The organism is Eisenbergiella tayi, from assembly GCF_001881565.1.
Taxonomy (GTDB): Bacteria; Bacillota; Clostridia; order Lachnospirales; family Lachnospiraceae; genus Eisenbergiella; species Eisenbergiella tayi.
Genome location: NZ_MPDJ01000010.1, coordinates 83,730 through 106,406, shown reverse-complemented (window position 1 = coordinate 106,406; position 22,677 = coordinate 83,730). Strand labels below are relative to the sequence as shown.

Genomic DNA, 22,677 nt, shown 5'->3' with positions numbered 1-22,677 from the left:
CCCCCTCCGGTTCTTCCAGACGTCCTGCGGCTCGGTAAGGATTCCTGTAAGGGCCGTATAAACACGCCGGTCCTTAGGTTGCGTATTTTGCAACCTTAGTACCGCTGCGTGTTTGTCCGAGCGGGAGCAAAAACGACTAAAAGTCGTTTGCCCTGTAAGGAACCTTACCGAGCCGCAGGACGTCTGGAAGAACCGGAGGGGGAGCCAGGGCAGACGGAGCCGCTCACTCAGTTTTTTTATCTGCGCCCGGACAGACGGACCTTTCCTCTTTGATTTGGCTAAAATTCCTTGATTTCCGGGGCTTTCAGAGGTTTGTCTGACTTGGATGCAGCCACTGGAAAAAGATGATAAAAAATAACTTGTATAAAATGTTGAAAATTGCTTGTAAAAATTTTCGACATTTAGTAAAATATACCCATGGGGTTCTGGAAGAGATTTTGAGTGGATTGGGGACTTTTACAGAAAACCCGGAAATCGCATAATACGGAGGAATTCAGTATGAACATTTACACAACAGACAAGATTCGTAACGTTGTTCTTCTGGGACATGGCGGATCAGGCAAGACTAGTTTAGTAGAAGCAATGGCGTATTTGTCCGGAATTACATCCAGGATGGGTAAGGTAACTGACGGAAATACAGTCAGCGATTTTGGTAAGGAAGAGCAGAAGAGAAAATTTTCAATCAGCACATCTGTTGTCCCGATTGAATGGGAAGGTGTGAAGATCAATATATTGGATACTCCCGGTTTTTTTGACTTTGTAGGTGAAGTGGAAGAAGCGGTCAGCGCTGCGGATGCCGCCATCATTGTTATTTCCGGTAAGGCCGGTGTGGAAGTCGGCACCCAGAAAGCCTGGGAGCTGTGTGACAGATATAAGCTTCCCCGCATGGTATTCGTAACCGATATGGATATTGATAATGCTTCCTATCGTCAGATAGTGGAAGACATGACCAGCCTTTACGGCAAGAAAATCGCTCCCTTCCATCTGCCCATCCGTGAAAATGAGAAGTTTGTGGGCTATGTCAATGTTATTTCCGAGACCGGCTACAGATGGCAGGGCAAGGAAGTCGTGGAATGTGAGATCCCCGAATATAACAAACCGAACCTTCAGATTTGCCGTGACACCTTGATGGAAGCAGTTGCCGAAACAAGTGAAGAGTTCATGGAAAGATATTTCAGCGGCGAATCCTTCTCCGAAGCGGAGATCAGAGCCGCCCTGCGTACCAATATTGATGACGGAACCATTGTTCCCATGTCCATGGGATCCAATATTCTGGGACAGGGTATTTATACCCTGCTTGACGATATCGTTAAATATCTCCCCAGTCCGGAGGGACGGGAATATGCCGGTATCAATATGAAAACAAAGGAAATTTTCCAGGCGAATTTTGATTTTGCAAAGGCGAAGAGTGCTTTTATCTTCAAGACTATTGTGGATCCTTTTATCGGCAAGTATTCTCTGATTAAAGTTTGTTCCGGTGTCCTGAAAACAGACGATCAGATGCTTAATTATGATAAGGATATTGAAGAAAAAATCGGAAAGCTTTATGTGATGCAGGGAAGCAAGCCGATTGAGGTGAGTGAGCTTCATGCCGGAGATATCGGTGCTCTGGCCAAGCTTACCGGCGCGAGAACAGGAAATACCCTGTCTACCAAGAGCACACCCATTGAATACGGCAAGACGGAAATTTCTGTTCCTTATACTTCCAAGAGATATAAAGCCAAGAACAAAGGGGATATTGATAAGATTTCACAGTCCCTTACAAAGATGACTCATGAAGATTTAACCCTGAGAGTGGTTAATGATTCGGAAAACCATCAGTCACTGCTGTATGGCATGGGTGACCAGCATCTGGACATTGTGGTAAGCAGGCTGCTTAATGAATATAAGGTGGAGATTGAACTGAGCCAGCCCAAGGTTGCCTTCCGTGAAACCATCCGCAAGAAATCAGATGTGGAATACAAGTACAAAAAACAGACCGGCGGCCATGGACAGTATGGCCATGTCAAGATGAAATTTGAACCTTCAGGTGATCTTGAGAAGCCTTATGAATTTGCTCAGGAGGTTGTGGGCGGCGCTGTGCCGAAGAATTATTATCCTGCAGTGGAAAAGGGAATTCAGGAATCTGTTCAGAAGGGGCCGTTGGCGGCTTATCCGGTAGTCGGCGTGAAAGCGATTCTGTATGATGGATCCTATCACCCTGTAGATTCTTCGGAAATGGCATTCAAGATGGCAACCATCCAGGCTTTCAAGAAGGGCTTTATGGATGCCGGACCGGTTCTTCTGGAGCCGATTGCATCCCTTAAGGTAACGGTACCGGATCAGTATACCGGTGATGTTATGGGAGATTTGAACAAACGCCGGGGCCGTGTGTTGGGAATGACTCCTATCGCGGGCGGAAAACAGATCGTGGAGGCCGATGTGCCTATGACGGATCTGTATGGATATTGTACGGATCTGCGCTCCATGACCGGAGGCAGAGGTGATTATTCTTTTGCATTTGCCCGTTATGAGCAGGCTCCTTCCGATATTCAGGAGAAGGAAGTTGCGGCGAGAGCGGCAAAAGTAGCAGAAGGAAGCGAAGAATAAAGTCTTTTTTAGAGAAGAAAAGCAAAATTGGGGTAAGGGTGCCGAAGATGTTGGGGGATATCTTCGGCGCCCTTTTTATTATAAGAACTTTTCCTGCACGGGTTTGCAGGTTTTTTTTGTCAAAAAAAGAAATGCATCACAAAAACAATATAATATTTTGATAAAAACAATAAAAACAACATAATATATGTTGTTTTATAAATGATTTGGGTGTATGATAAGGATGCTTACAGAAAAAGAGTGAAAAGAAAGCAATATTCGGGAAGCAGGAAAGGAGACTGTTATGAAGGTTTTGGAATCTAAATTTGTGAAGGATTTTATTAAGATGGCGGATGATGGATACCGGGAAGGCTGGCATGAACGAAACGGCGGCAATTTATCCTATCGGATCAAGCCGGGAGAGGTGGAGAGCATCAGGAACCGCCTGAATGATCATAGTGTATGGACGCCTATTGGAGTCCAGGTTCCTGACCTTGCCGGGGAGTTTTTCCTTGTGACGGGAACGGGCAAGTATTTCCGTAATATCATTGTGGATCCGGAAGCCTGCATTGCGATAATAGAGATAGACGAAAAAGGGGAAAATTATTGTATCCGCTGGGGACTGGTGGAAGGCGGCGGGCCGACCAGTGAGCTGCCTACCCATTTAATGAACCATGAAGTAAAGAAGAGAGTGAGCAGCGGAACACACAGAGTCATATATCATGCGCATACTACGAATGTGATTGCGCTCACCTTCGTTCTGCCCCTGAAGGATGAAATTTTCACAAGAGAGCTGTGGGAGATGGCTACGGAATGCCCTGTGGTTTTTCCGGATGGTGTCGGCGTTATTGGATGGATGGTTCCCGGAGGAAGGGAAATCGCACTGGAAACCGGAAAATTAATGGAGAAATATGATGCGGTCATCTGGGCTCATCATGGCATGTTCTGCTCCGGTGAAAATTTTGACTTGACCTTCGGGCTGATGCATACCATTGAAAAATCGGCGGAGATTCTGATTAAAGTTCTTTCCATGAAACCGGATAAGCTTCAGACAATTACACCGGATAATTTCCGTGATCTGGCGGTATCCTTCCATCTGCAGCTGCCGGAACGGTTCCTTTACGAAAAGCAGGATTAACAGTTACTTTTCCTTATGCCTGTACTTTCCAGCACGGGGCAAAACAGGAACTTCCGGCAATACGGGAGCTTTGACTTTGTCCCGGGCAAATTCCAGATAGAAGCTTTGTATTTTCAATTTGTTTTCTTCATACATATCCAGGATCTGATACAGTTCCTTGTAGTATCCGAACAGAATCTTTTTGGTGCGTATAGTCTCCTTGAGATCAATTTTGCTGTCAACTAGGCTTCCCTTTGTTTTTACATAATAATAAAAAGGCGTAGTCAGAACTTGGACATTGGAAGTATACTTCAGGTATTCCAGGTTAAATTTAAAATCCTCACACCAGTCCAAGTCATGTGAAAAGTACAATTGATTTTCTTTGATGATATCCATCCGGTAAAATTTATTCCAGATTACCCCATAATAGAAATTGGCGGGAGATTTCATCATATATTTGGCGAATTCAGCCCTGCTCATAGAGCTGGATGTGGGAATATGGCCCTTAATCCAGATTCGTCTGCCTATAACCCGGTAATAATCAGAAATAACGAGCTGTGTGTCCGGTTCCATTGCCTGCAGCAAAAGAGAAGTGGCGTCCTGGGTAAGCCAGTCATCCGCATCTACAAATTGAACGAAATCCCCTTTAGCCATCTGCAGTCCTAAATTCCGGCTTTCCGACACGCCGGAATTTTTTTTGTAAATAACATGCAGACGGGGATCTTTCCTTTCATAACGTTCAAGGATAACGCGGCTGTGATCTGTGCTGCCGTCATCGACAGCGATAATTTCCAGATTGGGATAGGTTTGCCTGATGATACTGCAAAGACAACGCTCCAGCGTCTGTTCCCTGTTATATATGGGAATAATAATAGAAACTAAAGGATTATTCAATCGAATTATCTGCCCTTCTTTTGTGATTTGTTCCTATATATTTTATCATGCGCAAAGAGGAGAAACAAGGGCAAAGTACCTGGCTGCAGCCCCATTTGTCCTGCGCTCCGGGCGCAGACCAGGCATTGCTATAGATGGGATAATGTGGTACAATGAATTAATTTGTTAGCAGTCCGGTTTCAAAGGCTGGGACAGGCTGACGAAAGGGATTGCCGGAATGGAAGACCGGCAGGGAGGAGTATTATTTTATATGAAAAAAGGTGTATTATACACAATTTTGGGTGTTCTGGCCGCAGTTGTTGCGTTTATCTATTATTATGTTACGCTGCCGGCCATTAATATTCATTCCAGTGGTTTCTGGTTTTTTATCATGGCAGCGATTGTCGTGGTGATAGTCCTGTATGTCATCCGCAAGGCGGGAAAAGACATGGCGGGCTCAGGAACCGTAGCCTTGAAGCTCAGCCTGAAGGAATATAAACCCTTGAAGTGGATGGGGATTCTGCTGCTGCTGATATTGGCTGCATATATTATCGGAAGCATATTGTCGTCACCCATCATAAATGCAAAGAAATACCAGCAGCTGCTGGCGCTGGAAAACAGGAATTTTACAGATGACATTAAGGAAGTGGATTATCGGACGATACCGCTTCTGGATAAGGACTCCGCAGCGCTGCTGGGCGATCGTAAGATGGGCAGCCTGGTAGATATCGTTTCCCAGTTTGAGGTGGCGGATGATTATACCCAGCTTAATTACAATGGGGTGCCGGTAAGAGTTACCCCGCTTGTATATGCGAGTCCTGTCAAGTGGCTGACCAATCAGAAAAATGGTATTCCGGCGTATATCCGCATTGATATGACAACACAGGATACGGAATGTGTGATGCTGGAGGAGGGAATCAAATATTCCAAATCCGAATATTTTAACCGCAATCTGTACCGTCATCTGCGTTTTCAGTTCCCCACCTATATTTTCGGGGATCAGCTTTTCTTTGAAATCGATGATGAAGGTGTTCCCTACTGGGTATGTCCTGTAAAGAAATTTAATATCGGGCTTTTCGGAGGCGTTACCATAGGGCGTGTTGTTCTCTGTAATGCTATTACCGGAGAATGTACGGATTATGACATACAGGATGTTCCCCAGTGGATAGACAAGGTGTATTCCGCAGAGATGCTGATGCAGCTGTATGATTATCATGGAATATACCAGCATGGATTTTTTAACAGCGTTTTAGGACAGAAGGACTGTCTGGTGACCACCAATGGATATAACTATATCGCTCTGGATGATGATGTCTGGGTATATACCGGTATTACCTCCGTTAACGGGGATCAGTCCAATGTAGGCTTTGTACTGATGAACCAGAGAACGATGGAAACCCGTTTTTATAAGGTGGAAGGCGCTACGGAGATGTCGGCCATGTCTTCGGCGGAAGGGCAGGTACAGAATCTGGGGTATAAATCTTCCTTCCCCCTGCTTTTAAATATTGCGGATGAGCCGACCTATTTTATGGCGCTGAAGGATGCGGCGGGCCTCGTTAAGAAATATGCCATGGTAAATGTGCAGAAATACCAGTGGGTGGCAATCGGGGATACCATTCAGCAATGTGAGAAGAGCTATAATGAGCTGCTGAGTACAAACGGAATTGTGAGCCAGAACACGGATGCCTATCAGGAAGCTTCCGGCAGGATTGAATCCATTTCACCCATAGTTCTGGAAGGAACCACTCATTATTATATCTGTATTGAAGGAAATGAAAATATTTTTGATGTGGATTTATCGGATGATAAGCTTATCGGAATCGTCCGTTTCAAAGCAGGTGACCGGATTACCATCAAATATCTCGATGAAGGCGGCCTGAATCCGGTACAGGAGCTGAATTAGAAGAAAGGCACTATTGACAAAAGCCGGGAAAAAGGATAAAATTATCCCTAGTTTCCGGGAAAATGGCATATTTTCTGCATTTCCCGGCAAAATAGCAATAAGACAAAGACATGGAAGAGGAATAGTAAGGATTCTGTCCTTTTAAGAGAGCCGCCGGGTGGTGTGAGGCGGTAAGGATAAATCCCCAACTCGCCTTGGAGTCCTCCGGGGGAACCACTTGAAAAAGGAAGTAGTCCGGAGCGGGAGTTCCCGTTACAGAAATTTAAGTGCGCGTCAGGCTGCGGAGAAAGGATTCGTTCTCCCGGGCACAATGACGCGAATTAGAGTGGTACCACGGAAAAGAAGCCCTTTCGTCTCTAAGCAGAAGAAAGGGCTTTTGTTATCCCTATAAGAGGAAAAATATATGAGCAGTAAAAAAGGAGGAAGCTATGGCAGCACCATACAATCACAGAGAGATTGAAGAGAAATGGCGGAAAGAATGGGAAACTAACCCTGTAAACGTCAATGACGGAAAGAAGCCCAAGTATTATTGTCTGGACATGTTCCCCTATCCTTCCGGAAACGGACTTCATGTAGGACACTGGAGAGGATATGTTATTTCTGATGTGTGGAGCCGTTACAAAATGCTCAACGGCGGCCATTACATTATTCATCCCATGGGATGGGATGCGTTCGGCCTTCCGGCAGAAAACTATGCCATTAAAATGGGAGTGCATCCTGCAATTTCCACGGCAGATAATGTGTCAAAAATTAAAAGCCAGATCAAACAGATCGCGGCTTTGTATGACTGGGATATGGAAGTGAACACTACGGATCCTTCCTTTTATAAATGGACCCAGTGGATCTTTGTAAAGATGTTCAAGGCAGGGCTTGCTTATGAGAAGGAAATGCCTATTAACTGGTGTCCTTCCTGTAAAACAGGCCTGGCTAATGAAGAGGTGGTAAACGGTAAGTGTGAGCGCTGTGGAGCTGACGTTACCAAGAAAAACCTGAAGCAGTGGATGCTGAAAATTACCGCTTATGCGGATCGTCTCCTGAATGATCTTGATAAGCTGGACTGGCCGGAAAAAGTAAAGAAGATGCAGACCGACTGGATTGGCAAGTCCTACGGTGCGGAAGTTGATTTCCCGGTTGACGGCAGGGATGAAAAGATCACTGTCTATACCACAAGGCCTGACACCCTTCATGGAGCGACCTTTATGGTATTGGCTCCGGAGCACAGCCTGGCTGCCAGCCTTGCCACGCCGGAAAATAAAAGCGCAGTAGAGAAATATATTTACGATGCTTCCATGAAATCCAACGTGGACAGGCTTCAGGATAAGGAAAAGACCGGCGTTTTCACAGGAACCTATGCCATCAATCCTTTAAACGGAGCCAAGGTGCCCATCTGGCTGTCTGATTATGTACTGGCAGATTACGGTACGGGAGCCATCATGTGCGTGCCCGCCCATGACGACAGGGACTTTGAGTTTGCGAAGAAATTTGATATTCCAATCATCCAGGTTATCGCCAAAGATGGGAAAGAAATTGAAAATATGACGGAGGCTTATACGGAAGCAAGCGGAACCATGATCAATTCCGGAGAATGGAACGGCATGGAGAGCGCCGTGCTGAAAAAGGAAGCTCCGATAATGATTGAAAAGATGGGAATCGGCCATAAAACGGTGAATTACAAACTCCGTGACTGGGTATTCTCCCGTCAGCGTTATTGGGGAGAGCCTATTCCGATTGTTCATTGTCCGGAGTGCGGCTGTGTGCCTGTACCGGAGGATCAGCTTCCTTTGCTGCTTCCTGAAGTGGAGTCCTATCAGCCTACCGGAACAGGTGAATCTCCGCTGGCGGATATTGACTGGTGGGTGAACACCACTTGTCCTGTCTGCGGCGCTCCTGCCAAGAGAGAGACTAATACCATGCCTCAGTGGGCCGGTTCTTCCTGGTATTTCCTTCGTTATGTGGACAACAAAAATGATAAGGAACTGGTGAGCAGAGAAAAGGCGGATAAGTATCTTCCTGTAGATATGTATATCGGCGGCGTGGAGCATGCGGTACTGCATCTGCTTTATTCCCGTTTTTATACCAAATTCCTGTATGATTCCGGCGTGGTTGATTTTGATGAACCTTTCATCAAGCTGTTCAACCAGGGTATGATTACCGGTAAGAATGGTATTAAAATGAGTAAATCCAAAGGAAATGTAGTTTCTCCGGATGATTTGGTAAGGGATTACGGCTGTGATTCCCTGCGTATGTATGAGCTTTTCGTAGGTCCTCCGGAACTGGACAGCGAATGGGATGACAGGGGTATTGACGGTGTGAACCGTTTCCTGAACCGTTTCTGGAATCTGGCTATGGATAATAAGGACAGCGGCGTACAGGCTGACAAGGAAATGCTCAAGGTACGTAACCGGATGATCCATGAAATCACGACCAGACTGGAAAACTTCAGTCTGAATACTGTAGTTTCCGGCTTTATGGAATACACTAACAAGATGATTGATATGGCGAGAAACGGCGGCATTGATAAAGAAACCCTGAAAACGGCGGTTGTTATGCTTTCTCCCTTCGCTCCCCATATCGGTGAAGAGCTGTGGCGGCAGCTGGGAGAAACAGATTCCGTATTCCATGCAGTATGGCCGGCAGCGGATAAGGAAGCTATGGCGGACGATGAAAAGGAAGTTGCCGTACAGGTTAACGGCAAGACAAAGCTGGTTGTGACCGTACCGATTGATATCAGCAAGGAGGATGCGATAGCGGCAGGCCGGAAGGCTCTGGAAGATGCCGGCAAGCTGAGCGGGACAGTGGTTAAGGAAATTTATGTTCCCGGTAAAATTATTAATATTGTTGCAAAACCTTAAACCCATGGTATAGAGGTTATGAAAAGCCTGTCGGAGGAACAACTCCGATGGGCTTTTTTTGCTGGTGTGCCCAGTTATTAATTTTTTGCTGCACTGCTATAGGAGGAAACCCGGTTTCACAGAAAAATCACATATTTTCCAACATTTTTACACAAAAATGGAATACATTTATAACAGTTTATCAGTAGAGTCGGCTTAAAAATGTTGCAAGGAGGATAGAAGATGATAGAGGTGAATCATCTGATAAAAAAATATGGCAGCCATTATGCTGTGAATGATCTTTCTTTTCAGGTGGAGAAGGGACAGATCTATGGATTCCTCGGACCGAACGGCGCAGGAAAGTCCACAACGATGAATATCATTACCGGCTATCTGGCGCCCACCGCCGGAGAAGTGAAGGTAGACGGACATGACATTATGAAGGAACCGGAGGAGGCCAAGCGCTGTATCGGCTATCTCCCGGAAATGCCTCCAGTTTATCCAGATATGACAGTACAGGAATACCTTCGTTTTGCAGCGGAGCTTAAAGGAATTCCTTCCAAAGAACGGGAAGACCGTATGGAAGAGGCCATGAAGATGACCCGCGTCCTGGATATGAGGGGCAGGCTGATCCGCAATCTTTCCAAAGGGTACAAGCAGAGAGTCGGGCTGGCCCAGGCCCTGTTAGGCTCTCCGGAGGTTCTGATACTGGATGAACCAACGGTCGGACTGGATCCCAAGCAGATTATAGAAATCCGGGATTTGATAAAGAGCCTGAAAAATAAGCATACCATAATCCTGAGCTCCCATATCCTTTCGGAGGTAAGCGCCGTCTGTGATAAGATCCTGATTATTTCCAAAGGAAAACTGGTGGCCTGTGACACGCCGGAGGGGCTGACAAGGCTGATGACAGGCGAAGCGGAGCTGGAAATTACCGTAAAGGGAACACAGGAGAAGCTGCTGGCGGTTCTGGAGAAAATCGGGGAAATAGAGGAGAGCAGGCTGGAGACAGTATCTGAAGACCAGACAAAAGCGAACATAAAAACCGGAGAGGATGTGGATATCAGGGAACCTCTTTTCTATCTTTTAGCGGAAGAAAAGCTGCCTTTGCTGGATATGCATATCAGCACCAAATCGCTGGAGGATATTTTCCTGGAGCTTACGGACTCTGAAAAAATGAATGCGGCGAATGAAGAAGAGGAAGAGGTACATACAAAGAAAAGAATCCATTTTTCCGGAAAAAAGGAGGAAAAGAAAATAGAGCAGGAGGAAACGGATAATGAAAGCAATTTATAAAAGAGAACTGAAAGCCTATTTTCATTCTATGACAGGGTGGCTTTTCCTTGCTGCGAATATATTTCTGTCAGGCCTGTATTTCTTTGCACTGAATCTTCGGTTTGGGTATTCCAGCCTGGCCAATACGATTTATAACATTTTATTTCTGCTGCTGATTACCATTCCTATTTTGACAATGCGTATGATGTCGGAGGAAAGGAGGCAGAAGACAGATCAGCTGATCCTGACCTCCCCGGTATCCGTCGGCAGGGTAGTATTGGGCAAATATCTGGCGGCGGCCACCATTTTTACCCTTTCCACACTGGTGATAGCGGCTTATCCTCTCATCCTGTCCCGATTCGGCGCCGTATCCATGGGAGAAAGCTATACGGCTCTGCTGGCTTATTATTTATATGGCCTGACCTGTATTGCCATCGGACTGTTTATTTCTTCCGTGACAGAAAGCCAGGTAATCGCTGCGGTGCTGAGCTTCGGAGCTCTTTTTCTGGGATATATGATGGGCAGTATAACCGGACTGATTTCTTCCACGGGAAATCTGTTTACCCGGATTTTGAATGTTTATGATATGACAAGCCGCCTGGAAGATATGATGCAGGGCTCCATGGAATTGAAATCTGTATTGTATTTCCTTACATATATTCTTGTATTTCTGTTTTTTACCGTACAGTCGGTTCAAAAGAGAAGATACCAGGTGTCTGTGAAGAGCCTGCAGATGGGAGCCTACAGTACGGGAATGATAGCAGTGGCCGTGGCTGCGGCGGTATTTCTGAATCTGGCGGCAGCCGAACTGCCGTCCCGCTTTACCACATTTGATATGACATCACAGAAGCTTTACTCGCTGACGGAGACATCGCAGGAGCTGGTTAAAAATCTGACGGAGGACATCACTGTCTATGTGCTTCAGTCGGAAGAAAAGCAGGATACCACGCTGAAGCAGACGCTGGACCGTTATACGGATCTTTCCGGGCATATTCACGCGGAGTATAAGGATCCTGTTGTAAATCCGAATTTTTATAAGGATTACAGCGACGGAAATATCGGAATGAATTCCCTGATAGTGGTGAGCGGCAAACGTTTCAAAGTCATCGATTATAATGATATTTACGAAACAGAGGTGGATTATACCACCTACAGCAGCAATGTGACAGGCTATGACGGAGAAGGTCAGATAACAAGCGCACTGGCATATGTAACCAGTGAGGATATGCCGGTGTTCTACACCCTTGAGGGCCAGGATGAACTTGGGCTTTCCACGGCTTTTCAGAATGGACTGGAAAAACAGAATGCGCAGCTGCAGTCCATCAATCTGCTTACACAGGAAAGCGTACCGGAGGATGCGCAGGGAGTTCTGATCATGGCGCCTGTCACGGATATTTCTGCGGATGACGCGGATAAACTCATTGCCTATCTGGATAAGGGCGGTAAAATTCTCATGACGACCGCCTATATGGAAGATTTCGCGGAGGAAATGCCCAATCTGCAGAAGGTACTTGATTATTTCGGCCTGACCATTGAAAAAGGGCTTGTAATTGAAGGAGACTCTTCCATGTATTACCAGCAGCCCGCTTATCTGCTGCCCGATGTGGCCTATGATACGCTGACGAAGGGCATATCAGGGGAAAAATATATATTTATGCCTTATGCACAGGGAATCCGCTCAGAGGAAAAGGAGGATGTGACCCTGACGCCTCTGCTTACGAGTTCGGAAGCTTCTTATTCCAAACTCAATATGAATCAGGCTCAGAACTATGAAAAGGAAGACGGAGATGCAGAAGGGCCTTTTGATGTGGGTATACATGCAGAAAAGAAGCTGGAAGAAGGAACGGCCGGACTGACATTGTTCACTTCGGAAAATCTGTTTACGGATAACGCCAATTCCATGGTTGCGGACGCCAACCTTACGCTGTTTACCAATACGGTGGCTTCCATGTCCGACAGTAAAGAGAGTGTTTCAGTGCCTGTGAAATCTTATGAGGCTTCCATGATTACGATCAATGACGGTACCGCCTTTACACTGGGCGCCCTGTTTATGCTGCTTCTTCCGTTAGGCCTGCTCATAGCCGGGATCCTTGTCTGGATGGAAAGGAGGAAACGCTGATGAAGAAAAAGAGAATACAGCTGATAATACTGCTCATATTGTGCCTTCTCTGTGCGGCAGCTTACCTGATATTCAAAAGTATGGACTTTTCGGAGAAAGATACTGCTGCGGAGGAGGTTACGGTGACGGATTTTGCATCTAAGGATGTCACTTCACTTTCCGTAAGCGGTGATCACAGGCTGAATTTTGCAAAAGAGGAAGATAAATGGGTAAATACGGATGACAGGGAAATGCCTTTGAATCAAACCCTGGTCAGTTCCCTTGTGAATAATATTGCCGGTATTACCACGGAATCCGTTGTGGAGCAGCCGGAGGACCTTTCTGAGTATGGCCTGGATAATCCGGTACGGACCATTAAGGCAACGCTGGAGAACGGTTCCAGCATAATTATATATGTGGGGAACCAGAATGATCTGACAGGAGATTATTATATACGCCTGGAGGGAGATGACCGGGTGTATGGAATCAGTTCCTATGTGGTGACAGCTTTTGATAAGGAACCTGAGGAATTCATAGAAGAAACTGAGGAAGAGACAACATCTGCGGAGGATACGGAAGAAACAGCAGCAGACACAGCGAACACGCAGGAAACAGAATAGAGGGCCTGTTTTTGTATTAAAAAGAATACTTATCCGGGAAAAGTATACAAGAAGAAAAAACTGAGTTATAATGTACTCGATTTAAACAGATCCGGATATAAAAAAAGTATCGGAAAGATCGAAATGAAAAACAGGAGGATAAGTAATGAATACCACAGAATTAAGACCCGGTATTTATGCGGTCGGTGTTGTTGACTGGAATGTACGCAGCTTTCATGGTTACACAACTAACAGAGGGGCTACCTATAATGCCTACCTGATTGTAGATGAGAAAATTGCATTGATCGATACCGTAAAAGCACCTTTTGCCGCGGAGCTTCTGGAGCGTGTCCGTGAAATTATAGATCCCGCCCGGATTGATTATCTGGTTTCCAATCATGTGGAAATGGATCATTCCGGCGCTATACCCGCAGTGATGGAGGCGGCTCCGGGCGCTGTTATTGTTACCAGCTCGCCCAGCGGGCTGAACGGCCTTAAAATGCATTATGGCGACAGCTATGAATATATGCCGGTCAAAGCGGGGGATTCCCTGAGCCTGGGCCGCCATACGTTACAGTTTGTACCGACTCCGATGCTTCACTGGCCGGATAATATGGTTACATACTGTCCGGAGGAGAAAATCCTTTTTTCAAACGATGCGTTCGGCCAGCATTACTCCAGCAGTAAACGTTATGATGATGAGGTGGATTTGGCGGAGGTTATGGCGGAAGCGGAGAAGTACTATGCCAATATACTGATGCCTTACGGTATGCAGATGAAGAAGACCATACCGGTAATTGAAGGCCTGGATATCAGCCTGATCGCGCCAAGCCATGGCGTTATGTGGAGGAGCCACATTGGAGATATCATAAAGGCCTATAAGCATTACTGCGATGAATCACCCGATAAAAAGGCGGTGGTGGTATTTGATTCCATGTGGCATTCCACGGAAAGGATGGCAAGGGCTGTTGTGGAAGGCTTTGCCATGAAGGGTGTCCCTGTCAAACTCTATGATTTGAAGGTGGATCATATATCCGATATCATGACGGATGTTTTGAAGGCGGAGTATATCGCTGTGGGATCGCCTACAATGAACAACCAGATGCTGCCTACCGTAGCCTCTTTCCTTTGTTATATGAAAGGCCTGGCCCCGAAGAATAAAAAAGCTTTTGCGTTTGGTTCCTATGGCTGGGGCGGACAGAGCGCGGGTCTGGTAAATGCGGAGCTGGAGGCATGCAAATTTAATATTCTTATGGATCCTGTAAAAATACAGTATGTCCCTTCCGAGGAAAGCCTGAAGGAACTTTCGGATAAAGTGGCCGCTGTGGAATAAACCGGATAAAATCAGAAGTATGTCATATGTAAGGGACACCGCCCGATGCGCTGAGTCAGCATTTGGGAGTGTCCCTTATATTTTGTCAGGTAGATTCCTGCCCCTGCCATATTATTTCTTACGCTGCTGCATGAGTTTCATTATCTGATTCATTTTCATCAGTTCCTCGGGAGTGCTGTATTTCTTTATAGCCTCAATGATGGCCGTCATTTCCTCCTGGGTAAAAGTAATGTTCGCCGCCCGGCTTTTCTGGGCAAGAGCCATAAGAAAGGGCATGAGCTCTTTCTGGGAAAGACTGCTGCTTTCAAAAACCATCTTTTGTAAAAAATCCAGCTTCTCCATGGAAATGCCCTTCAAAGAAGGCTCCTGCATCCATTTGGGTTTTTCAGAGGAATTATTTGCACCCGTATAATCTGCCATAATTATTGTTCTCCTTCCGGCGGGCTGTCCCGCGCAATCGTATTATCTGTGGAAGCCGCTTCTGTGTTAAAATCTGACTGGAACATTTGAAACATGGACTGCTGCTCGGGTGACAGCATACCCATCACCATATCCATTGGATTCATGCCGAAGGGATTGCCGCCTGTTTTTTCTTTATTGTCCTGTCCGGCTTCCGGAACAGGGCCGCTGCCGCTGTCCGCAGCTGCAGTACCATCTGCCTCATTTGTACTCATTCCCTGAAATAGATCCATATACTGTTTCATTTCCTCATACATCTGCATGGCATTCTGTATGGACTGGAACTGTTCGAGCATGGAACGTACCTGGGGAGGACAGTAATTTTTTATTTTGTCACAGATGTCACTTAAGGAAAAAGGGATTGCCTCATCCCGAAAACTTTCAGGATGTGAACGGGTAAGACGGAGAGTGTAGTCAAATTCCATGAATTTAATCATGACAGCCAGCCCTCTGCGGCTGTCGGGACTGCAGTAGGGCAGCAGGATTTTCATTATTTGTATTTGGTTGGTTGTATACAGAGCATCAAAGGTCTGTAGATAATCTTTATCATTCTTCTCCATATCCCGGTCCTTTTCCCTTTCATAGAAATACTATGTCGGCGCCGGAAACATAAGAACATAAAAATAGGCTCTGTAACAGAGCCTATTTTCATGTATGTGCCCAATATGGGCGCAGTTACATTAGCAGAAGCCGTTTCCGCCGCCACAGCAGCAAAGCAGAATCAGAATCCACATCATGTTTCCGCAGCCGGAGTTTCCGCCGCAGCCGTTGGAATCTCCGCATCCGCATCCGCTTCCGCCGCCAAAGCTATTTCCGCCGCCGCAGCAGCAAAGCAGGATCAGAATCCAAATCCAGCTTCCAGTGCCGGAATTTCCGCCGCATCCGCAGCTCCCGCCACAGTTAGTTGTACAACCACAGCCGGTGTTGCTGGGGCCACAACCGGTATTGCTGCCGCATCCGCAGCCGCTTGCTGTTAAATCACTCATGTTTATTTGCCTCCAAATTGGTTTTTATGGTTTATACTATGCCGTACAGCATGTCAGTGTTTCCAATGATAATAAAAATTTTTTTAATTATTGATTCTGGTATGGGAAAACAGCTTTCGTTTTATGGAATAACTGAGTCTTCCTTCCAGGGTTCTCCATTCACCCACCACCTGCCCCAAACATACTTTAATAGAAAAAGAAAGAAACATACAAAGCAATGGACCGGGTTAAAAAACTGATACATGCGGAAGAAGAAGAGGTATTTCCCTACACCGGCTCCGGCGTCACTGTTGCAATTCTGGATACCGGCATAGCCATGCATCCGGATTTTGCAGACAGAGTTATCGGCTTCCGTGATTTTGTGGGAACCAGCCGCATGCCCTATGATGACTGCGGTCATGGTACTCATGTGGCCGGATGTCTGTGCGGAAACGGAGCCTGTTCGGGCGGCCTGTACGCCGGAGTTGCACCCGGATGCAGGATCCTGTCGGGGAAAGTCCTGGATGATAAGGGAGATGGCACTATTTCCAATATGGCTGCCGGTATTGAATGGGTTCTTGACAGCCGGGAGCTTTATCAAATAAAGATATTAAATATTTCAGTGAGCATGGGAGAAACCGATCATGTAAGAATGATGCAGTATCTGGTGTCCTGCCTGGAGAAGGTATGGGATGCCGGTATTTTTGTGGTAGTGGCAGCAGGCAATAAAGGACCTGCCGCCGGCAGTATTTCTCCTTTGGGAGCCAGCAGGAAGGTGGTGACAGTAGGCTGTCATGACGGGAATTCCTTCCATGGCAGGCAGAATTCCTGTGAATCCTATTCCGGCAGAGGCCCCACCTGCGCGGAATTGAAAAAGCCGGATATTGTCGCACCGGGGACGGACATCATGTCCTGTTCCGCAGGCTTCCGCCAGACCGTAAGAGGCTGCAGAGATGCCTATATTGTAAAAAACGGTACATCCATGTCCACGCCGCTGGTGGCAGGAGCAGCCGCGCTGTGCCTTCAGAAATATCCGGAATACTCCAATGAACAGCTGAAACGGAGGATTCTGTGGTCTGCATCCGATTTGGGAGAATCCTGGAGCAAGCAGGGCTGGGGTATGCTGAATGTGGCACGGTCACTCAGGTGAAAACAGCATGATATAACAGAAATACAGAAAGGGACCGGATAAAACAAATAGCCGGTTCCTTTTTTGCTGCAGTGTTTTGTGATATAATCATTATACTTGCAATTTATTGTAAAAAAGGAGGTTTGCTATGTATTATTCAACAATCTGTTCATCGCCTGTCGGCATGCTTACACTGGCTTCTGACGGCAATAACCTCACCGGATTATGGATAGAAGGACAAAAATACCATGGAAATACCATGGCGGGAGAGATGGTGGAAAATAAGGAAATTCCTGTTTTTGAACGGACAAGGAAGTGGCTGGATAACTATTTTGCAGGCGGAAAACCAGCTGTTTCGGAAATCCCGCTTGCTCCTGCCGGAGGAGAATTCAGGCAGGAGGTATGGAAAATCCTCTGCCAAATTCCCTATGGCAGCGTGATTACCTATGGCGATATCGCAAAGCTGATTGCAGAAAAAAGGAACAGGCCGGGTATGTCGGGACAGGCTGTAGGAGGTGCGGTAGGGCATAATCCCATTTCCATCATCATTCCCTGTCATCGTGTTGTTGGTTCCAACGGAAGCCTGACCGGTTATGCGGCGGGAATAGATAAAAAAATACAGCTGCTCAAGCTGGAAGGAGTGGATATGTCCTCCCTTTTTGTCCCCAAAAAGGGAACTGCGATTTAAAAAATATATGTATAGCAGCTTTGTGAAGTGCATGGCTGATGAGATTTGAACTGGAGGAAAAATATGTCAATCGAGATAACAAAAGTCTACAAGGAACATTTCCCTGCATTGCGGTTTATTGGTACTTGCTATACAAACGAAGACAGAGATTCTGCGGGCGGCTTTGGTAAGCAATGGGACGAATGGATGAATAATGACAGGTTTTCCAAATTAAAAGCTGCCATTTTATCCGCACCATTTGATGAATCTCCCATCGGGTTGATGACTATGCACGGAGATATGACAGGTTTCACATATTGGATCGGCCTGTTTTTCCCTGCTGATGCTGCGGTACCCGAGGGGTATGCCTCCATAGACCTCCCTGAAAGCAATATTGGAGTGGGTTGGGTGTGCGGCAAAGAAGAAAACGGCGAGATTTATGGCGATGCCCATGGAGAAGTATGCAAGAAACTGGATGAGGATGGTTTTAACAGTTTTCGTAACGATATCACTGGTGAAAATACATACTGTTTTTTTGAGAGATATCATTCTTTGCGTTTTACACAGAAAGACGCAAACGGAAATGTTACCCTTGACTATGGAAACTATATTTTATAATAAATCTCTAAATCAGGAAATAGCGGATGCTGAACACGGGCATCCGTTTTTTCTTGAATATAAGGATTTTCGGAACAGCCATATTAAAAAATTATTGACAGGACATGTATAATTGTATACAATTATACATGGATTAAAGGATAAACTATAAGTAGGTATCCGAAAGAGAAGCGGAAGTCCATGACTGTTTCTTCTGAGGGCCTGAGAAATGGAGAGGTGCCATGAATTCGAATGAAACTTTTTCAAACCGTCCGGTAAGCATGAATGACAAAAATAATCTTCTGGAAATAGAAGAGCATATGTACATACTGGATGATGTCGAGAAACCCAATGTTTTCAGAAATATGTTTCCTTATTCGGAGATTCCGAAGATTCCTTTTAATGACAGGATTGTGCCTCACAATATGCCTAAGGATATCTGGATTACCGATACTACCTTCCGCGACGGCCAGCAGTCCCGCGCTCCCTATACCACGGAACAGATTGTGGATATTTATGATTATATGCACCGGCTTGGGGGCCCTAATGGAATGATACGGGCCTGTGAGTTTTTCCTTTACAGCAAAAAGGACAGGGATGCTGTCTATAAATGTATGGAAAGAGGCTACCAGTTCCCTGAAGTGACCAGTTGGATCCGTGCCAGCAAAGAGGATTTCAAGCTGGTTAAGGAAATTGGCATGAAAGAAACAGGTATTCTGGTAAGCTGTTCCGATTATCATATTTTCATGAAGCTGAAAATGACCAGACGGCAGGCCATGGAACATTATCTGAGTGTGATCCGGGAATGCCTTGAGGAAGGAATCAGCCCCAGATGCCATCTGGAGGATATCACCCGGGCGGATATTTACGGCTATGTGGTTCCCTTCTGTCTCGAACTGATGAAGCTCATGAAGGAATATAAGATTCCGATTAAGATCCGTGCCTGCGATACCATGGGATATGGGGTAAATTATCCGGGAGCCGTTATTCCCAGAAGCGTGCCGGGCATTATTTATGCGATTCATACCCATGCCGGTGTTCCCCACGCCCTGATTGAGTGGCACGGCCATAATGATTTTTATAAAGCGGTATCCAATTCCACCACGGCCTGGCTGTATGGATGCTCCGGTGTCAATGCGTCTCTGTTCGGCATAGGGGAACGTACCGGAAATACGCCTCTGGAAGCCATGGTATTTGAATATGCACAGCTTAAAGGGGACTTGAACGGAATGGATACTACGGTTATCACGGAGCTGGCGGAGTATTACGAAAAAGAAATCGGATACCATATTCCGGAGAGAACCCCCTTTGTAGGAAAGAATTTCAATGTGACAAGAGCGGGGATCCATGCGGATGGCCTCTTGAAAAATGAAGAGATTTATAATATATTTGATACGGAGAAGTTTTTAAACAGGCCTGTTATCTGTGCGGTATCCAATACATCCGGACTTGCGGGTATCGCCCACTGGATCAATACCTATTACCGTCTGAAGGAAGAAGATCAGGTAAGCAAAACCTCAGAACTGGTGCATGAGGTAAAGGACTGGGTGGACGAAGAATATGCCGGCGGACGTGTAACTGTACTGACGGATGAGGAATTGATTAAAGTAATTGATAACGCCTGCGAAAAACTTGGCATAAGCTTGGGCGGCAGCCAAAAAAACGCGGCAGGAAAGCTGGACAGGTAAAATATGGGTGACAAAGATGCAAAACAAAGGATGCCGCGCTCCGCGGGCCATCCTTCTGTTCAAAATGAAGTCACGGATAAGTATTCCCTTCGGGGCCGTGTCTTTCATAAGCTCAGGGAGGATATCCTGAGCGGGAAATACAAGGAAAACGAGGAACTGCGGGAAGCTGCGATCGGCGATGAATTAGGCGTAAGCCGTACACCGGTGCGGGAAGCCTTCCGTCAGCTGGAGTTGGAAGGGCTGCTTCAGATAGTTCCGAACAAGGGAGCCTATGTTACCGGTATTACGGTAAAGGATGTAGAGGATATTTATGCCATCCGCTCTCTGCTGGAGGGACTCTGCGCCAGATGGGCCACAGAGAACATCAGCAGGGAACAGATGGAGGAGATGGAAGAGAACATCTATTTATCCGAATTCCATGCCGGAAAAGGCCATGCCGAGCAGCTGGCGGAGCTGGATAACCGTTTTCATGACATTCTGTACGAAGCATCCAACAGCAAAATGCTGGAGCATGTGCTGAGGGAATTCCATGAATATGTACTGCGTGTCAGGAAAAAAACATTATCGGATGATGCCCGGGGCGTACAGTCCAATGCTGAACACCGTCAGATTATGGAGGCGATTAAGCTGCGTGATGCGGATCTGGCCGAACAGCTCGCGAATGCCCATATCCGCAAGGCTTACCAGAACATGGTTAAAAGCGGACTCTACGAGGCTTATGAAGAAAATGAGTCCGGGGATGAGACCCGGGCGGAACAGGAGATGTAAAGAATGAATAAAATTGCGATGAACACACCTTTGGTAGAGATGGACGGGGATGAAATGACCCGGATTCTGTGGAAAATGATCAAAGACGAGCTGCTGCTTCCCTTTGTGGATCTGAAGACAGAATATTATGATCTCGGGCTGGAACACAGGAATGAAACAAATGACCAGGTTACTGTCGATTCTGCAGAAGCTACCAAAAAATACGGCGTTGCCGTAAAGTGTGCCACCATCACTCCCAACGGCGCCCGTATGAGTGAATATAACCTGAAGGAAATGTGGAAGAGCCCTAACGGAACGATCCGCTCCATTCTTGATGGTACGGTATTCCGTGCTCCTATTGTGGTGAAAGGGATTGAGCCTTGTGTCAGGAACTGGGAAAAGCCTATCACAATTGCGCGTCATGCCTACGGTGATGTATATAAGAACGTGGAAATGAAAATAGAGGGAGCCGGTAAAGCAGAACTTGTATTTACTGATAAAGACGGGAATGTATTCAGAGAAACTATTCATGACTTCAAGGACGCAGGCATTATTCAGGGTGTACATAATACCAAAGCATCTATCACCAGTTTTGCACGGGCATGTTTCCAGTATGCAGTGAGTACAAAGCAGGATCTGTGGTTCGGTACCAAGGATACTATCTCCAAAAAATACGATCATACCTTCAAGGATATTTTCCAGGAAGTATATGAACAGGAATATAAAGAAAAATTTGATGAACTGGGGCTGGAATATTTCTATAGCCTTATTGACGATATAGTTGCCCGTATAATGAAGGCTAAAGGCGGGTTTATATGGGCATGCAAGAATTATGACGGAGATGTAATGAGCGATATGGTTTCATCTGCCTTTGGTTCTTTGGCCATGATGACCTCCGTACTGGTTTCACCGGAAGGAATTTATGAATATGAGGCAGCTCATGGAACCGTTCAGAGACATTATTACAAATATCTGAAAGGGGAGGAAACCTCTACTAATCCTGTTGCTACTATTTTTGCCTGGACGGGTGCTCTGAGAAAGCGCGGCGAACTGGATGCCATTCCGGAATTGGAGAAGTTTGCAGATAAACTGGAGAAGGCAACGCTTGCTACGATTGAAAATGGTGTAATGACTAAGGATTTGGCTCAGATTACAACTCTGAAGGATGTTACTGTACTGAACAGTCATGACTTTATCGGAGCCATCCGCAAACAGCTGGAAGCTATCCTGTAGTCTGCCTATAAAAGGCTGATATCACAAATGTCTAAATTCGGAATTACGGACGGAATCGCAGCAGATGAAGCATTTCGATAAAAACAACGGCTTGATTCCTTACGAAAAAGGTGTTACAGTATTACGTGCTGGTACTTTAGAACACTAAGTAAGGGGCAGAAGAAAAATGAAAAAACTGATACAACAGATATTAAAATTTGGAGTAGTAGGATTTTTGTGCTTTTTTATCGATTATGGCATCATGGTTGCGCTGACAGAACTATGCGGGATATCCTCTGTTATTTCCAGCGGAATTTCCTTCTCCGTTTCGGTGATTGTGAATTATATCCTGAGCATTACCGTTGTATTCGATGCAGACAAGGAAGCGAATAAGGCGAAGCAATTTGTCATATTCCTTATCCTCAGTATTATCGGCCTTGGCATCAACCAGGTAATTATGTGGGGAGGAACCTCCTGGTTGGATCAGTATATGGAACGCTCCTACATGCTGGTTAAAATTGCGGCGACAGCAGTTGTCATGGTTTATAATTTTATTACCAGAAAGATATTTATTGAGAAAAAGCCTGAAAATAACGGGTGAGTTCCAGATTGTACA

At 45.9% G+C, this 22,677-nt stretch carries 19 protein-coding genes and 1 other annotated feature; of the genes, 15 read left to right on the top strand and 4 right to left on the bottom strand.

All coding sequences use genetic code 11. From position 1 onward, the window contains the following. Positions 1 to 498 precede the first annotated feature (498 nt). Positions 499 to 2,589, top strand: a complete 2,091-nt coding sequence (locus BLA28_RS27680) for an elongation factor G (protein WP_009252862.1) — start codon at positions 499 to 501, stop codon at positions 2,587 to 2,589. Positions 2,590 to 2,872: 283 nt separating this feature from the next. Beyond that, a complete protein-coding gene (gene rhaD / locus BLA28_RS27675) occupies positions 2,873 to 3,706 on the top strand; it encodes a rhamnulose-1-phosphate aldolase (RefSeq protein ID WP_044969117.1) in 834 nt (277 codons plus the stop codon). A 3-nt stretch (positions 3,707 to 3,709) separates the two neighbouring features. Here rhaD and BLA28_RS27670 read toward each other — a convergent pair whose 3' ends face one another. Further along, positions 3,710 to 4,579, bottom strand: coding sequence for a glycosyltransferase family 2 protein (locus BLA28_RS27670; protein ID WP_069159574.1), 870 nt, complete (start codon positions 4,577 to 4,579; stop codon positions 3,710 to 3,712). 250 nt (positions 4,580 to 4,829) lie between these two features. On the opposite strand from BLA28_RS27670, the gene BLA28_RS27665 reads away from it, so the two are divergent. The 6 genes from BLA28_RS27665 to BLA28_RS27640 all read left to right on the top strand — a co-directional run bounded on the left by BLA28_RS27665 (position 4,830) and on the right by BLA28_RS27640 (position 14,597). Further along, positions 4,830 to 6,461: a hypothetical protein gene (locus BLA28_RS27665; RefSeq protein ID WP_044969136.1), complete on the top strand. Its 1,632-nt coding sequence runs from the start codon at positions 4,830 to 4,832 to the stop codon at positions 6,459 to 6,461. 102 nt (positions 6,462 to 6,563) lie between these two features. After that, positions 6,564 to 6,822: a binding site (T-box leader), on the top strand. A 67-nt stretch (positions 6,823 to 6,889) separates the two neighbouring features. After that, the gene (gene leuS / locus BLA28_RS27660; RefSeq protein WP_069159575.1) at positions 6,890 to 9,313 is read left to right on the top strand and encodes a leucine--tRNA ligase; all 2,424 of its coding nucleotides are present in this window, start codon (positions 6,890 to 6,892) and stop codon (positions 9,311 to 9,313) included. A 222-nt stretch (positions 9,314 to 9,535) separates the two neighbouring features. Beyond that, complete coding sequence (locus BLA28_RS27655) at positions 9,536 to 10,588, top strand: ABC transporter ATP-binding protein (RefSeq protein WP_069159576.1); 1,053 nt, start codon at positions 9,536 to 9,538, stop codon at positions 10,586 to 10,588. After that, positions 10,572 to 12,686 (top strand): Gldg family protein, encoded by a 2,115-nt coding sequence (locus tag BLA28_RS27650; RefSeq protein ID WP_069159577.1) that lies wholly within the window; start codon positions 10,572 to 10,574, stop codon positions 12,684 to 12,686. The genes BLA28_RS27655 and BLA28_RS27650 overlap by 17 nt, the downstream gene beginning before the upstream one ends. Further along, positions 12,686 to 13,285, top strand: coding sequence for a DUF4340 domain-containing protein (locus BLA28_RS27645; RefSeq protein ID WP_069159578.1), 600 nt, complete (start codon positions 12,686 to 12,688; stop codon positions 13,283 to 13,285). Before BLA28_RS27650 ends, BLA28_RS27645 begins: the two co-directional genes overlap by 1 nt. Before the next feature lie 145 nt (positions 13,286 to 13,430). Then, positions 13,431 to 14,597, top strand: a complete 1,167-nt coding sequence (locus tag BLA28_RS27640) for an FprA family A-type flavoprotein (RefSeq protein WP_069159579.1) — start codon at positions 13,431 to 13,433, stop codon at positions 14,595 to 14,597. 111 nt (positions 14,598 to 14,708) lie between these two features. Here the strand turns inward: BLA28_RS27640 and BLA28_RS27635 are convergent, their stop codons facing one another. The 3 genes from BLA28_RS27635 to BLA28_RS27625 all read right to left on the bottom strand — a co-directional run bounded on the left by BLA28_RS27635 (position 14,709) and on the right by BLA28_RS27625 (position 16,042). Further along, positions 14,709 to 15,017: a hypothetical protein gene (locus BLA28_RS27635; protein ID WP_009252852.1), complete on the bottom strand. Its 309-nt coding sequence runs from the start codon at positions 15,015 to 15,017 to the stop codon at positions 14,709 to 14,711. A gap of 2 nt (positions 15,018 to 15,019) precedes the next feature. Continuing rightward, the gene (locus tag BLA28_RS27630) at positions 15,020 to 15,616 is read right to left on the bottom strand and encodes a hypothetical protein (RefSeq protein ID WP_009252851.1); all 597 of its coding nucleotides are present in this window, start codon (positions 15,614 to 15,616) and stop codon (positions 15,020 to 15,022) included. Positions 15,617 to 15,736: 120 nt separating this feature from the next. Continuing rightward, the gene (locus BLA28_RS27625) at positions 15,737 to 16,042 is read right to left on the bottom strand and encodes a keratin associated protein 6-2-like protein (RefSeq protein ID WP_069159580.1); all 306 of its coding nucleotides are present in this window, start codon (positions 16,040 to 16,042) and stop codon (positions 15,737 to 15,739) included. A 217-nt stretch (positions 16,043 to 16,259) separates the two neighbouring features. Here BLA28_RS27625 and BLA28_RS27620 point away from each other — a divergent pair, with 217 nt between their 5' ends. The 7 genes from BLA28_RS27620 to BLA28_RS27590 all read left to right on the top strand — a co-directional run bounded on the left by BLA28_RS27620 (position 16,260) and on the right by BLA28_RS27590 (position 22,662). Then, positions 16,260 to 17,171, top strand: a complete 912-nt coding sequence (locus BLA28_RS27620) for a S8 family peptidase (protein WP_016359712.1) — start codon at positions 16,260 to 16,262, stop codon at positions 17,169 to 17,171. Positions 17,172 to 17,298: 127 nt separating this feature from the next. Beyond that, positions 17,299 to 17,838, top strand: a complete 540-nt coding sequence (locus tag BLA28_RS27615) for a methylated-DNA--[protein]-cysteine S-methyltransferase (RefSeq protein ID WP_069159581.1) — start codon at positions 17,299 to 17,301, stop codon at positions 17,836 to 17,838. A 63-nt stretch (positions 17,839 to 17,901) separates the two neighbouring features. Then, positions 17,902 to 18,435 (top strand): hypothetical protein, encoded by a 534-nt coding sequence (locus BLA28_RS27610; RefSeq protein WP_069152385.1) that lies wholly within the window; start codon positions 17,902 to 17,904, stop codon positions 18,433 to 18,435. Between the two features lie 221 nt (positions 18,436 to 18,656). After that, on the top strand, positions 18,657 to 20,102 hold the full coding sequence (locus BLA28_RS27605; protein ID WP_009252844.1) for a 2-isopropylmalate synthase: 1,446 nt from the start codon (positions 18,657 to 18,659) through the stop codon (positions 20,100 to 20,102). A 3-nt stretch (positions 20,103 to 20,105) separates the two neighbouring features. Continuing rightward, positions 20,106 to 20,870 carry a GntR family transcriptional regulator gene (locus tag BLA28_RS27600; RefSeq protein ID WP_063923891.1) on the top strand — a complete coding sequence of 255 codons (765 nt, stop codon included), beginning with the start codon at positions 20,106 to 20,108 and terminating at the stop codon, positions 20,868 to 20,870. A 3-nt stretch (positions 20,871 to 20,873) separates the two neighbouring features. Beyond that, entirely contained in the window at positions 20,874 to 22,082 is a 1,209-nt protein-coding gene (locus tag BLA28_RS27595) for an NADP-dependent isocitrate dehydrogenase (protein ID WP_069159483.1), read from the top strand. 166 nt (positions 22,083 to 22,248) lie between these two features. Beyond that, complete coding sequence (locus tag BLA28_RS27590) at positions 22,249 to 22,662, top strand: GtrA family protein (RefSeq protein ID WP_009252841.1); 414 nt, start codon at positions 22,249 to 22,251, stop codon at positions 22,660 to 22,662. Positions 22,663 to 22,677 lie beyond the last annotated feature (15 nt).

Coding starts and splice junctions, on each gene's coding strand:
- BLA28_RS27610 (WP_069152385.1), top strand. CDS start 17,902: ATGTCAATCGAGATAACAAAAGTCTACAAGGAACATTTCCCTGCATTG.
- BLA28_RS27655 (WP_069159576.1), top strand. CDS start 9,536: ATGATAGAGGTGAATCATCTGATAAAAAAATATGGCAGCCATTATGCT.
- BLA28_RS27630 (WP_009252851.1), bottom strand. CDS start 15,616: ATGGAGAAGAATGATAAAGATTATCTACAGACCTTTGATGCTCTGTAT.
- BLA28_RS27635 (WP_009252852.1), bottom strand. CDS start 15,017: ATGGCAGATTATACGGGTGCAAATAATTCCTCTGAAAAACCCAAATGG.
- BLA28_RS27665 (WP_044969136.1), top strand. CDS start 4,830: ATGAAAAAAGGTGTATTATACACAATTTTGGGTGTTCTGGCCGCAGTT.
- leuS (WP_069159575.1), top strand. CDS start 6,890: ATGGCAGCACCATACAATCACAGAGAGATTGAAGAGAAATGGCGGAAA.
- BLA28_RS27640 (WP_069159579.1), top strand. CDS start 13,431: ATGAATACCACAGAATTAAGACCCGGTATTTATGCGGTCGGTGTTGTT.
- BLA28_RS27650 (WP_069159577.1), top strand. CDS start 10,572: ATGAAAGCAATTTATAAAAGAGAACTGAAAGCCTATTTTCATTCTATG.
- BLA28_RS27605 (WP_009252844.1), top strand. CDS start 18,657: ATGAATTCGAATGAAACTTTTTCAAACCGTCCGGTAAGCATGAATGAC.
- BLA28_RS27645 (WP_069159578.1), top strand. CDS start 12,686: ATGAAGAAAAAGAGAATACAGCTGATAATACTGCTCATATTGTGCCTT.
- rhaD (WP_044969117.1), top strand. CDS start 2,873: ATGAAGGTTTTGGAATCTAAATTTGTGAAGGATTTTATTAAGATGGCG.
- BLA28_RS27625 (WP_069159580.1), bottom strand. CDS start 16,042: ATGAGTGATTTAACAGCAAGCGGCTGCGGATGCGGCAGCAATACCGGT.
- BLA28_RS27595 (WP_069159483.1), top strand. CDS start 20,874: ATGAATAAAATTGCGATGAACACACCTTTGGTAGAGATGGACGGGGAT.
- BLA28_RS27615 (WP_069159581.1), top strand. CDS start 17,299: ATGTATTATTCAACAATCTGTTCATCGCCTGTCGGCATGCTTACACTG.
- BLA28_RS27620 (WP_016359712.1), top strand. CDS start 16,260: ATGGACCGGGTTAAAAAACTGATACATGCGGAAGAAGAAGAGGTATTT.
- BLA28_RS27600 (WP_063923891.1), top strand. CDS start 20,106: ATGGGTGACAAAGATGCAAAACAAAGGATGCCGCGCTCCGCGGGCCAT.
- BLA28_RS27590 (WP_009252841.1), top strand. CDS start 22,249: ATGAAAAAACTGATACAACAGATATTAAAATTTGGAGTAGTAGGATTT.
- BLA28_RS27680 (WP_009252862.1), top strand. CDS start 499: ATGAACATTTACACAACAGACAAGATTCGTAACGTTGTTCTTCTGGGA.